13 protein-coding genes are annotated in these 12982 nt (G+C 38.3%); all 13 read right to left on the bottom strand.

From position 1 onward, the window contains the following. Positions 1–436: 436 nt before the first annotated feature. The 13 genes from lysS to ftsH all read right to left on the bottom strand — a co-directional run bounded on the left by lysS (position 437) and on the right by ftsH (position 12900). On the bottom strand, positions 437–1936 hold the full coding sequence (gene lysS, locus BAU27_RS21060; protein WP_071771810.1) for a lysine--tRNA ligase: 1500 nt from the start codon (positions 1934–1936) through the stop codon (positions 437–439). Positions 1937–2096: 160 nt separating this feature from the next. Next, positions 2097–3095 (bottom strand): tRNA dihydrouridine synthase DusB, encoded by a 999-nt coding sequence (dusB, locus tag BAU27_RS21055; RefSeq protein ID WP_000912239.1) that lies wholly within the window; start codon positions 3093–3095, stop codon positions 2097–2099. A 23-nt stretch (positions 3096–3118) separates the two neighbouring features. After that, on the bottom strand, positions 3119–3322 hold the full coding sequence (locus BAU27_RS21050) for a helix-turn-helix domain-containing protein (protein WP_000387027.1): 204 nt from the start codon (positions 3320–3322) through the stop codon (positions 3119–3121). After that, positions 3274–3789 (bottom strand): 2-amino-4-hydroxy-6-hydroxymethyldihydropteridine diphosphokinase, encoded by a 516-nt coding sequence (gene folK, locus BAU27_RS21045; protein ID WP_071745170.1) that lies wholly within the window; start codon positions 3787–3789, stop codon positions 3274–3276. Before folK ends, BAU27_RS21050 begins: the two co-directional genes overlap by 49 nt. Next, the gene (gene folB, locus BAU27_RS21040) at positions 3786–4148 is read right to left on the bottom strand and encodes a dihydroneopterin aldolase (protein ID WP_000358063.1); all 363 of its coding nucleotides are present in this window, start codon (positions 4146–4148) and stop codon (positions 3786–3788) included. Before folB ends, folK begins: the two co-directional genes overlap by 4 nt. Further along, a complete protein-coding gene (folP, locus tag BAU27_RS21035; RefSeq protein WP_071745169.1) occupies positions 4149–5009 on the bottom strand; it encodes a dihydropteroate synthase in 861 nt (286 codons plus the stop codon). Then, positions 4984–5856, bottom strand: a complete 873-nt coding sequence (gene pabC, locus BAU27_RS21030; RefSeq protein ID WP_071771809.1) for an aminodeoxychorismate lyase — start codon at positions 5854–5856, stop codon at positions 4984–4986. The genes folP and pabC overlap by 26 nt, the downstream gene beginning before the upstream one ends. Next, positions 5850–6437, bottom strand: coding sequence for an aminodeoxychorismate/anthranilate synthase component II (pabA, locus tag BAU27_RS21025; RefSeq protein ID WP_071771808.1), 588 nt, complete (start codon positions 6435–6437; stop codon positions 5850–5852). Before pabA ends, pabC begins: the two co-directional genes overlap by 7 nt. A 5-nt stretch (positions 6438–6442) precedes the next feature. After that, positions 6443–7840 (bottom strand): aminodeoxychorismate synthase, component I, encoded by a 1398-nt coding sequence (pabB, locus tag BAU27_RS21020; RefSeq protein WP_071771807.1) that lies wholly within the window; start codon positions 7838–7840, stop codon positions 6443–6445. A gap of 222 nt (positions 7841–8062) precedes the next feature. Continuing rightward, entirely contained in the window at positions 8063–8986 is a 924-nt protein-coding gene (gene cysK, locus BAU27_RS21015; RefSeq protein WP_071771806.1) for a cysteine synthase A, read from the bottom strand. Between the two features lie 117 nt (positions 8987–9103). Beyond that, positions 9104–9979, bottom strand: coding sequence for a redox-regulated molecular chaperone HslO (hslO, locus tag BAU27_RS21010; RefSeq protein WP_071745165.1), 876 nt, complete (start codon positions 9977–9979; stop codon positions 9104–9106). Between the two features lie 6 nt (positions 9980–9985). Next, positions 9986–10774 carry a type III pantothenate kinase gene (locus BAU27_RS21005; RefSeq protein WP_002144522.1) on the bottom strand — a complete coding sequence of 263 codons (789 nt, stop codon included), beginning with the start codon at positions 10772–10774 and terminating at the stop codon, positions 9986–9988. 224 nt (positions 10775–10998) lie between these two features. After that, complete coding sequence (ftsH, locus tag BAU27_RS21000; RefSeq protein WP_071745164.1) at positions 10999–12900, bottom strand: ATP-dependent zinc metalloprotease FtsH; 1902 nt, start codon at positions 12898–12900, stop codon at positions 10999–11001. Positions 12901–12982 lie beyond the last annotated feature (82 nt).

Raw genomic sequence — 12982 nt, 5'->3', positions numbered from 1 at the left:
ATTAGGCACGCCGCCAGCGTTCATCCTGAGCCAGGATCAAACTCTCCAATAAAGTTAGTTTGTCTAGCATCTGAAAATAAAAATTGACGTTCACGTTGTTTGTTTCGTTCAGTTTTCAAAGAACTACTTCATCGCTCAGAAGCGACTTTATTAATATAACATTTCGTTATATTTTCGTCAACAACTTTTTTTCAATAAGTTGTTTTCGTTTGTTTCTTTTGTTACCTCTCGTGGCAACGAATATAAATATACCAGTTTGATTATTAAAATGCAATAGTTTTTCTAATAAAATTTTTAACTTAGTAAAAAAGTATAAAAATAGCATGTTTCTTCTATATAAATATAATTTCTACACGCATTATCTACCCTATCAAGATCCACTGCCTTCATGTCACTCATAGTAAAATAAAAAAAGCTTTGGAGAAATCTCCAAAGCTTAGTCTTGTTTATGACGCATAGCAGGGAATAGTAGTACATCACGAATAGATGGTGCATTTGTTAATAACATAACTAAACGATCAATACCGATTCCTAATCCGCCCGTAGGAGGCATGCCGTACTCAAGAGCTTCGATATAATCATCATCCATCATGTGAGCTTCGTCATTACCTTGCTCGCGCTCTTTTAATTGAGCTTCAAAACGTTCTTTTTGATCGATTGGATCATTTAACTCAGTGAATGCATTTGCATGTTCACGTGCAACGATAAATAACTCGAAACGATCTGTGAATCGTGGATCTTCGTCATTCTTTTTCGCAAGTGGCGAAATTTCTACCGGATGACCGTAAATAAATGTTGGTTGAATTAATTTATCTTCTACTTTTTGTTCGAAGAACTCATTAATAATATGACCAACTTCCATTGTATCTTTAATTTCTACATTATGTTCTTTCGCAAGTTCACGCGCTTCTTCTACACTCATTGGATTCCAGAAATCTGCCCCAGAGTGTTGCTTAATTGCATCTACCATATGAAGACGTGTCCATTCTGGCTCTAGATTAATTTCATAATCACCATATTGGATTGTTGTTGTACCCAATACTTTTTTCGCGATATGAGCAACCATATTTTCTGTTAGTTTCATAATATCATTATAATCAGCGTACGCTTCATATAATTCAATCATCGTAAACTCAGGGTTATGACGAGTTGATACACCCTCATTACGGAATACACGGCCGATCTCATAAACCTTTTCTAATCCACCCACAATAAGACGTTTTAAATGAAGTTCAATTGCGATACGCATATATAATTCCATATCTAACGCATTATGGTGTGTAGTGAAAGGACGAGCAGACGCTCCACCTGCAATCGCGTGCATCATAGGCGTTTCTACCTCAAGATAACCGTTGTCATCTAAATATCTTCTCATTTCACGAATGATTTTACTACGGGTAACGAACGTTTCACGGCTTTCCATACTTGTAATTAAGTCCAAGTAACGTTGACGATAGCGTTGTTCAACATCTTTTAATCCGTGGTATTTATCCGGTAATGGACGAAGAGATTTCGTTAAAAGTGTAAATCCTGTTGCTTTTACTGAAAGTTCTCCAACGTTTGTTTTGAACACTTTACCTTCAATACCTACTAAGTCACCTAAATCTGCTGTCGTAAATAACTCATACTCTTCATCTCCAACAGTATCTTTACGAACATAAATTTGAACTTGCCCCTGTAAATCTTGAATGTGCGCAAATCCTGCTTTTCCTTTACCGCGTTTTGTCATAATACGACCAGCGATAGAAACCGTGATTTCTTTCTCTTCTAATTCTTCTTTAGAGAATTCTCCATATAGACTTACTAAGTCAGTTGTTGAATTTGTGCGTTCAAATCGTTTACCGAACGGATCGATTCCTTGCTCACGTAAATTATGTAGCTTTTCACGACGAACAAGCAATTGGTCGTTTAATTCTTCGTGGTTCATGTTATCCATGATATTAATATCACTCCAGCTCTATTAATTTTTACAATATATACAGTATAGCATTTTCTACTCAACTAGAAAAACTGCCAGCAACTAACTGGCAGTTCTTCTTTCTTTCACGTAATTATAGGAAGTGTATAGAAGAATGTCAATCTTCTACGCCCCCTTATTAACCAACGTAAATCGTTTGTTGTTTCGCTTCTACTTCTTCTACAAATGCACCTAATACATTCGCAAGGTCTTCACGTGTGTTGCAAGTATTGATACCATTACGCACACTCGCATTACCACGAACACCTTTTAAATACCAAGCTGCATGCTTTCTCATCTCTCTTACGGCAACATTTTCGTTCTTTAAATCGATAAGACGATCTAGATGCAACATGCATACATCAATTTTCTCACGCACTGTTGGTTCTGGCATTAACTCACCTGTCTCCAAATACTTTACCGTACGATAAATCATCCACGGATCCCCAAGAGCAGCGCGACCAATCATAACTCCATCTACACCAATTTCATCAAGCATACGCTTTGCATCTTGTGGTGTTTCGACATCACCATTTCCGATAACCGGAATATTTACAGCCTGCTTTACTTGTTTAATAATATTCCAATCCGCTTTACCTTCATACATTTGCACTCGTGTACGCCCATGAACCGCTACCGCTTGTCCACCAGCACGCTCAACAGCTCTAGCATTTTCTATTGCAAAAATATGATCTTCATCCCAACCAATACGCATTTTAACTGTAACTGGTTTTTCAACAGCATCTACAACCGCCGCTACCATCTCATATATTTTATTTGGGTCTAAAAGCCACTTTGCTCCTGCATCACACTTAGTGATTTTCGGTACTGGGCAACCCATATTAATATCAATAATGTCTGCTGTCGTATATTTATCTACGTATTTCGCAGCATCTACAAGAGTCTCTTTCTCTCCACCAAAAATTTGTAAACTTAATGGCTTTTCTCTCTCATCGATATATAGCATATCTAATGTTCTTTTGTTATTAAGTAATATTGCCTTATCACTTACCATTTCAGCACAAACTAAACCTGCACCAAATTCTTTTACTGTCAAACGGAATGCAGAGTTACACACTCCCGCCATCGGTGCTAATACAACCGGATTTTTCATCTCAATATTTGCAATCTTTAACACTCGATTTACTCCTTCCTTCATAGTCACTTCGGCATTAGTTCATCTATCGAGACCTTTAATGCTTTAGCAACTTCTACTACAAAATCTTGGGAAGGCGATCGATTCCCTCTCTCAACTTCACCTAAAACAGATACAGATACCCCTAATTCTTTAGCAAAACCTTCTTGTGTATAGCCTTTTAGCTTTCGAAAAGCACGAATGCGTCTTCCCCATTTTTCTGCTTCCATACCGTTACTCCCTCTCGCCTTTTCATTTCTTCTACTTGCGAACATGAAATGTCTTGTTTTATATCTTGATTAATTTCTAACAACGGAACGATAACAAAAGCTCTTTCGAACATCCGCGGATGCGGAACAATAAGATTCTCTGCTTCAATATTTTCTTGATTATATAGTAAAATGTCAAGGTCGATAGTCCTCGGGCCCCACCTGATTTCCCTTTTTCTTCCTAAATCATTCTCTACTTTTTGCGTTATTTTCAATAATTCTTGCGACGATAAATTGGTAGAAATTTTTATAACTAAATTTAAAAAGCAACTTTGGTCAGTATAGCCAACTGGTTCCGTTTCATATACAGACGAAACATCATCAACTTGGATATAAGGGTTTTTATTTAAAAACTGAATCGCTTCAGTTAAATACGTATAACGCTCTCCAATATTTGAACCTAATGCAATGTACGCTATATTATTCATGGACGCTCTCTCGTAATTTCCACAGCTACAGCACGATAATGCCCCGGTATTGGCGGATCTGGTTTAATTACCTTAATTGTACACCGTGAAATACTCTCATATTGTTTCAATATATCTGTAGCGATATTTTCAGCGATACTCTCCACAAGCTTATACGTTCTATCTTCAACAACTTTTCTACATAGTTCGAAAAGCTCCCCGTAATTGACAGAATGCTCTAAGTCATCACTTTCTCCTGCGCGTTTTAAATCCAACTCCACCGTTAAATCTACTTTAAATCTCTGACCTAATTTATTCTCTTCTGGGAATACACCATGATAACCGTAAAATTCCATATCATGGATATAAATTTTATCCAATTACTTTGCCCCCTTACCAATCATCGCATCCATCATCTTAGCCATACGCGCCATTTCTTTCACATCATGAACACGGATAAACTCACAGCCCTTTTCAATACCAAGACAAACTGTAGCGCCCGTCCCTTCAAGACGCTCCTCCACTGGCAAATCTAATACATGGCCAATAAAGGACTTTCTTGAAGTACCTAAGAGGACTGGATAACCCAGTACATTTAACTGTTCTAAATTACGCATCGCTTCTAAATTTTGTTCAGGCGTTTTCGCAAAACCGATACCTGGGTCTAAAATAATATTCTCATCTCGCACACCAGCATCTTTAGCAATTTTAATGCTTTCATACAAATCAGCAATCATATCAGCCATTAAGTTACGGTAGTTCATATTATCTCGGTTATGCATTAAGATAATGGGCACATCATAATAGGCTGCAACTTCAGCAATCTTCGGTTCCGCCTTCGCTCCCCAAATATCATTAATAATATGAGCACCAGCTTCAATCGCTTGTTTTGCAACTTCAGCTTTATACGTATCAATTGAAATAGGTAATTTCACTTCTTTCGAAACCGCCTGAATCATCGGAACGACTCGCTTTATTTCTTCTTCTATCGAAACTTTAGCAAAACCCGGGCGGGTAGATTCACCACCGATGTCAATAATATGAGCGCCTTCATTTTTCATTTCTTTCGCGTGACACACTGCAGCATCTACCTCGTTGTAACTCCCGCCATCAGAAAACGAATCTGGTGTTACATTTAAAATCCCCATAATTAATGTCTTTTCATTTAAGTTCAATGTATATTCGCCGCAGCGTAAATCATAATCCCACTTCAAATTACACATCTCCTCTTCGCAATTCATTTCTGCTCCACAATTTCTCTCTCTGCACTTCATAAAGATCCATAAATCTTTTTGTAACTATTCCCACTTTGCCCGGGAAATCTTCCCCCTCTATACGATAAAGAGGCACAATTTCTTGAATAGAGTTCGTTACGAACACTTCATCCGCTGAAAGCAATTCATCTTTCGTAAAGAAACTTTCCTTTACTTCTATACCCTGCTCTTCAGCAACCTTTATAATAAATGCACGAGTGATACCGTTTAAAATCCCTGTTTCTAATGAAGGAGTATACAAAGTACCTCCTTTAACAAAAAAGAGATTCGAAACAATCCCCTCTGCAACATAACCTGTTTCAGTAAGGAAAATCCCTTCCTTATTCACACCATTTCCGATTTCGCGTTTCCCTAAAATATTATTTAAATAATGATGGGACTTCAAGCGAAACGCACCCTCTGGTGTATTTCGTACTTGTTTTAAAATAACCCCTTCTTTCTCCACTACATCCCCCGGAATTGCTAAAGGTTTTATAAAAACAATAACAGATGGTTCTTCATACACATTCGTTTGCAATCCTATTTCATCTATACCCGCCGATACATTAAAGCGTATATACGCATGCTTCAATCCATTCTTAGCGAGTAGATTCTCCAAAATACGTATTATGTCATCTTTCGTCATCGTCCATTTGATTTGCAATGTATCCAGCGCATCCATTAAACGTTCATAATGATCATCCAACAAGAAAGGATGACCATTATAAATACGAAACGTTTCAAAAACTCCAAGCCCATATAAATAACCATGATCATAAGGAGAAATTTTCGCTTCACTCGCTTCTACATACGCGCCATTTACGTAAATTAACATAACGTCACACTTGGGCTATATTTACGAATAAAATTATGCAACAACTCTTTCCCATGAGAAGTCATAATAGATTCTGGATGGAATTGTACGCCTTCAATCGGCACCGTTTTATGACGAAGCGCCATAATCTCTCCCTCTTCCGTCCAAGATGTGATCTCTAAGCATTCTGGTAACGTCTCTTTCTTAACGATAAGAGAATGATAACGCGTTGCAGTAAACGGATTAGGAATATCCGAGAAAATCGTCTTTCCGTCATGATGCATAGGCGACGTTTTCCCATGCATTAATCGTTCTGCACGAACAACCTCTCCACCAAACACTTGCGCAATTGATTGGTGCCCAAGACAAACTCCAAAAATCGGAATCTTTCCAGCGAAGTATTGAATAACCTCCATACTAATACCCGCTTCATTAGGACTACATGGACCTGGCGAAATCATTAAAAAGTCTGGCTTCATATTCTCAATATCCGAAATAGTCACCTCATCATTACGCTTAACAACAAGCTCTTGTCCAAGTTCTCCAAGAAACTGCACTAAATTAAATGTAAAAGAATCATAATTATCAATCATCAATATCATTTCTCTCACCTAACCGTTTCTTCGCTACTTTCTTTCGCACGCCATAAAGCGATTGCCTTTTTTAACGACTCTTTATATTCATTTTTTGGATTCGAATCAATTACAATTCCCGCTCCAGCTTGTACATGTGCTTGCCCATCTTTAGCAAGCAGCGTTCTAATTACAATATTCAATTCCGTATCTCCGGAATAACCAATCCAACCAATTGAACCTGTATAAATCCCTCGGCGAACAGGCTCTAATTCTTCAATAATCTCCATCGTACGTATTTTCGGGGCACCAGTAATTGTCCCGCCAGGAAATACGGCCTTTACTAAATCGAACGCATCCTTACCTTCTTCCACTTCACCGCGCACATTAGAAACAATATGCATAACGTGCGAGTACTTTTCAATTACCATAAATTCATCTACTTCAACCGTTCCATATTTACAAATCCGGCCTAAATCGTTTCGTTCTAAATCCACAAGCATTACATGCTCTGCTCTTTCCTTTTCGTTCTCAATTAATTCCCTTGCTAATTCTTCATCCTCTTGTTCATTTGCACCGCGGGATCTTGTACCAGCAATTGGTCTTGTACTTACTTCTGGCCCTTGTTTTTTAATTAGCAATTCAGGCGAAGCACTAACAATTTGAAAATCCCCAAGCTCCAAGTAGCCCATATATGGAGATGGATTAATTTCACGAAGACTTGTATAAATTTCTAGCGGATGTGTTTGCAACGTCCTTTCTTGTCTTGTCGACAAGTTTACTTGAAACACATCTCCATTTCCAATATATTCTTGAATACGTTCAACGGCCTTCATAAAGCCCTCTTCCGTAAAAGCAACTGCTTCATTTTTCTTTCCAGGGCATTCAAACGGCATAGTCAATTCAGGTGCTTCTTTCACCCAAAGATCCTTCCATGCATTTAATCGTTCTTCTGCCTTTTCATGTTCATCTACATAATGCGTAATAATCCATAACACTTGTTCTTTTTGATCGTACACAAACACGTCATCAAATAATAAAAAGAATATATCCGGTATATTCAGATCATCCTCTGCAAGAGAAGGAAGTTTTTCGATATAACGGATACAATCATAACTAAAGTAACCAATTGCACCACCTTGAAAAGGCGGGTACTCCGGATTATAGTCCGTTTTCCATTTCTCCATATATTCTTGCATTAAATCTAATGGATTCCCTCGCTTTATTGTTTCCTTACCACTTTCCCTTATATGTAACGTCTCATTCTTCCCTTGAATTACCGCTACTGGGTCCAGCCCCATAATGTTATAACGACCACCACGTCCACTTTCTAACAAAATATGTTGTGGCTTATTTTTGGAAAGAAATTTATATTGCTTAAAGAAATCTAACTGATATGGAATAGAAAGCGCTAAAGATTTTCTTCGTTGCATATCAACACCCCGTCTTCTTTTATCCCACCCTCTTAGACTAACCAGCTCCAACTACATGAGTTATGTATACAGAGAATGATTATACTCAAGGGCTAGTGAAAATAAATTAATTATACTACCTCTTATTTTACATGAAGTTTTCTAGTCATTCACTCTTTTCCTTTTTCCAATCCAAAAAGAAAAAGCATCCTCTTTCAAGGATGCTTTTTCAATCGCATTCAATTATGATTCAAATTGATAAAGTGGTGTACTTAAATAACGCTCACCGTTACTCGGAATAATAACAAGTACCTTTTTCCCTTTACCTAATTTCTTCGCAACTTCTGTCGCTGCATAGATGACCGCTCCTGAAGAGATACCTACTAAAATACCTTCTTCTCGAGCAACTCTTCTTGCATATTCGAATGCTTGCTCTGTTTTCACTTGGATAATTTCATCATATACCGCTACATCCAATGTCTCTGGAACAAATCCCGCTCCAATTCCTTGGATTTTATGTGGTCCTGGTTTCCCACCAGATAATACTGGCGAATCCGCAGGTTCTACCGCATAAATTTTAATATTTTTATACGCTTCCTTCAGCACTTCGCCAGCGCCTGTAATTGTTCCACCCGTACCAATACCCGCGATAAACGCATCTAATTGATCACCCATCTGTTCAACAATTTCTGGACCTGTTGTTAAACGGTGGATTTCTGGATTCGCTTGATTTTGGAACTGTTGTGGTATAAAGTACCCATGTTCTTTTGCTAATTCAGTTGCCTTACGAATTGCTCCACCCATTCCTTCAGGTCCTGGAGTCAATACTAATTCGGCACCGTAAGCGCGTAATAAATTACGACGCTCAATACTCATTGTTTCTGGCATTACTAAAATTGCCTTATATCCTTTAGCAGCCGCTACCATCGCTAAGCCAATACCTGTGTTACCACTTGTCGGCTCAATGATTGTATCGCCCTCTTTTAATAATCCTTTATTTTCAGCATCTTCAATCATAGCTAACGCGATACGATCTTTAACACTGCTCCCCGGATTCATAAATTCTAATTTTAAGTATACATCTGCGCTGTCTGATTCTACGATGCGGTTCAACTTAACGATCGGCGTTTTCCCGATTAATTCTGAAACTGATTGTGCCACTCGCATTCCTGTCACTCCTAACACCGAGTATTTTTATTGGTTTTATCTATATTTAGATTTTGTCAGAAAATTCTCTGTTTGTCAATCTATTTGGGCAGCCGATTCTCCGCCTAAACTTCTTTATTACAGACTCTCAATCAGGCTTGTAATATCTTCTTTAGCGAATTTATATCGTTCATTACAGAAGTGACAGTGAACTTCCGTCTCTTCTTCTTCTTCACGAATTTGCTCTAACTCTGTTTTACCTAAACTAATTAACACACTCTCAATACGTTCGCGTGAGCACGTGCAATTAAATTGAACATCCATAGTTTCTAATACTTTTACTTTATCTTCTCCAAGGACTGCATATAGTAGCTCTTCTGGAGAAAGACCTTGTTCGATCAATGTTGATACAGGAGGGATTTTTTGCAAACGATCTTCAATGAATGAAATTGTTTCTTCCTGTGCGCCCGGCATAATTTGAAGGATAAATCCACCCGCCGCCAATACGCTGTCATCTCCATTTACAAGAACACCGACACCAACAGAAGAAGGCGTCTGCTCAGAAACTGCGAAATAATATGTGAAGTCTTCCCCTAGTTCTCCTGAAACGATGGGAGATTGACCGATAAACGGCTCACGCATACCAATATCTTTAATTACTGTTACAAATCCTTCTGTACCTACCGCTTGATATACACGTAATTTCCCTTGTTCTGTTCCTTCAAAATCAACATGTGGATTCGTTACATAACCACGTACATCTCCATTTGCATGGGCATCTACTAAGATAGGACCAATCGGACCGTTACCCTCTACCTTAATCGTTAGCTTCTGCTCGCCTTTTAGCATAGCACCCATCATTGTACCCGCAGTTAAAGAACGACCAAGTGCCGCTGAAGCTGTTCTCCATGTATCGTGACGTTTTTGCGCCTCACTTACTGTGTTTGTCGTACGTACACTATACGCACGCACTTCTCCATCAAACGCTAACGCTTTTACTAAATAATCTTTCATACTTATTTATTCACCTTTCTCATGTTGTAAATTTGCATTACGTTCATATAACATATACAAACCTTTTAACGTTAAAAATGGATCTACAATATCAATTACATTTGATTCCTCTGAAATTAATTTTGCTAATCCACCCGTTGCAATAACTTTCGGTTCTTGTTTAGCTTCTTCTTTCATACGCTTAACAATACCTTCCACTTGCCCAACGTATCCATAAAGAATACCTGATTGCATCGCACTTACTGTATTCTTCCCGATAACACTACTCGGTTTTGTAATTTCAATACGAGGAAGTTTTGCTGCTCTACTATATAACGCTTCTGCCGAAATCATAATTCCCGGTGTAATAACGCCACCCATATAATGCTTCTCTTCGTTAATATAACAATATGTAGTAGCCGTACCAAAATCAACAATAATAAGCGGACTTCCATATAAGTGGATTCCTGCTACTGCATTTACAATTCGGTCCGCGCCTACTTCACGTGGATTTTCATATTTAATATTCAAGCCAGTTTTTATCCCAGGCCCTACTACAAGCGGTTTAATTTTAAAATACTTTTCACACATACGCTCTAAAGCGAACATAATTGGCGGCACGACTGAAGACACAATAATACCTTTCACATCTTCAAACGAAAGACCCTCATGCTCAAGCAACTGCTTTACAAGCATCCCATACTCATCTTCTGTTTTATGACGATCTGTTTCCATGCGCCAATGCTGACGAAGTTTCCCCTCTTCAAACACACCTAATACCGCATTTGTGTTCCCTACATCCAATACAAAAATCATATTCTCACCACTTATCTTATTTAATCTATATTTGTGCAGTATGTATAAAACTTATAAAAACATCATATCACACATACTTATATAATCAGTTTTTCTATACTCATCATTGTACAAAAAGATTGCTCTCTATTTCAATTTTTAATAATAGTTTTATTTAAATTCTTTTGCCACTTACATTCATTCCACAAATAAAAAAGGAGTGACTATTGTCACTCCTTCATCTCTTACTTATCTTCTACGTCTTCATCATCTTTCTTCATGTTGATGTTTACCTTCACATCATCTGAAGATGTTGGACGCTCTGGCAGTCTGCCGTAATCATATAAATGATTGATTTGCTCTGCATCTAATGTTTCTACTTCAAGTAACGTTTTCGCAATAATATCTAGCTTATCACGTTTTTCAGTAAGAATTTGTTTCGCACGAGCGTAACAGTCTTTCATAATAGTTTGCATTTCCACATCGATTTCATGTGCAATTGCATCACTGTAGTTTTGCTCTGAGTGGAAGTCTCTTCCTAAGAATACCTGACCACCTTGTGAGCTACCGAATTGCATCGGGCCAAGTTTATCACTCATACCGAATTCCGTAACCATACGTCTTGCAATGCCAGTCGCACGTTGGAAGTCGTTGTGAGCACCTGTACTTACTTCACCAAATACAATCTCCTCAGCTACTCGACCACCAAGTAAACCAGTGATTTTATCAAGTAACTCTGGTTTTGTCATGAAGTAACGATCTTCTTTCGGAAGCATTACTGCATATCCACCAGCTTGACCACGAGGGACAATTGTTACTTTATGAACGATATCCGCTTCATCAAGGACAACACCAATTACAGTATGGCCAGCTTCATGGAATGCAACGATATTACGTTCTTTTTCAGAGATAACACGACTTTTCTTAGCAGGACCTGCAATAACGCGATCCGTTGCTTCATCGATGTCGCTCATATCAATTTTCTTCTTATCTTGACGCGCAGCTACTAGAGCAGCTTCGTTTAATAAGTTTTCAAGATCGGCACCAGAGAATCCTGGTGTACGAGTTGCAATTGCTCTTAAGTTGACATTCTCATCAAGCGGTTTATTACGAGCGTGTACTTTAAGTACAGCTTCACGACCATTTACATCTGGACGATCTACTGTAATTTGACGGTCAAAACGACCTGGACGTAATAATGCTGGATCAAGAATATCAGGACGGTTTGTCGCAGCGATGATAATAATACCTTCGTTTGCACCGAATCCATCCATTTCAACAAGCAATTGGTTCAACGTTTGTTCACGCTCATCATGACCACCGCCAAGACCCGCGCCACGTTGACGTCCTACTGCATCAATTTCATCAATGAAAATGATACAAGGAGCATTTTTCTTTGCATTTTCAAATAAATCACGTACACGGGATGCACCGACACCGACGAACATCTCTACGAAGTCAGAACCACTAATAGAGAAGAACGGAACGCCTGCTTCACCTGCAACAGCACGTGCTAGTAAAGTTTTACCTGTACCTGGAGGTCCCACTAATAGAACACCCTTCGGAATACGGGCACCAACTTCAGCGAACTTACGAGGGTCTTTCAAGAATTCAACTACCTCAACAAGCTCTTGTTTCTCTTCATCAGCTCCAGCAACATCTCTGAAACGAATTTTTTTCTTTTCATCATTGTATAGCTTCGCCTTACTTTTCCCGAAGTTCATAACACGGCTACCGCCGCCCTGAGCTTGATTTAATAAGAAGAAGAATAAAATGAAGATAATGACAAACGGAATGATAGAAGTAAAGAATGTTACCCAAGCACTTGTTTCTTCTGCTGGTTGATACTTAACCTCGGCCCCTTGCGCTTTATCATTAATTTTCTTTTGTAATTCCTCAGTATTTGGTGCATAAGTAACAAATTGTTCTCCTTGGTTAGAAGTATTGAATTGTCCTTTTACTTCAAATACACCATTTTTCGGTTGAAGCTGCACATTGCGCACTTCACCTTTTTCAAGTTTAGTAATGAATTTATCGTAGCTAACTGATGTCGTTTTTTGCGTCGAACCATTAAAATAGCTTACGATCCCAATTACTACTAAGAATATCAGTAAATAAAAGATGGTATTACGGAAGATACGATTCATTCCTAACCTCCTCTCACGGCATAAACACTATAGTAAATCGTAACATAGAAAAACTTTCCTATACAATTGTCACGCCTGTATT

Origin of the sequence: Bacillus sp. NH11B (assembly GCF_001884205.1) — a bacterium.
GTDB lineage: Bacteria > Bacillota > Bacilli > Bacillales > Bacillaceae_G > Bacillus_A > Bacillus_A proteolyticus.
The sequence above is the reverse complement of the archived record's forward strand: the minus strand, read 5'-3'. Positions and strand labels throughout refer to the sequence as shown.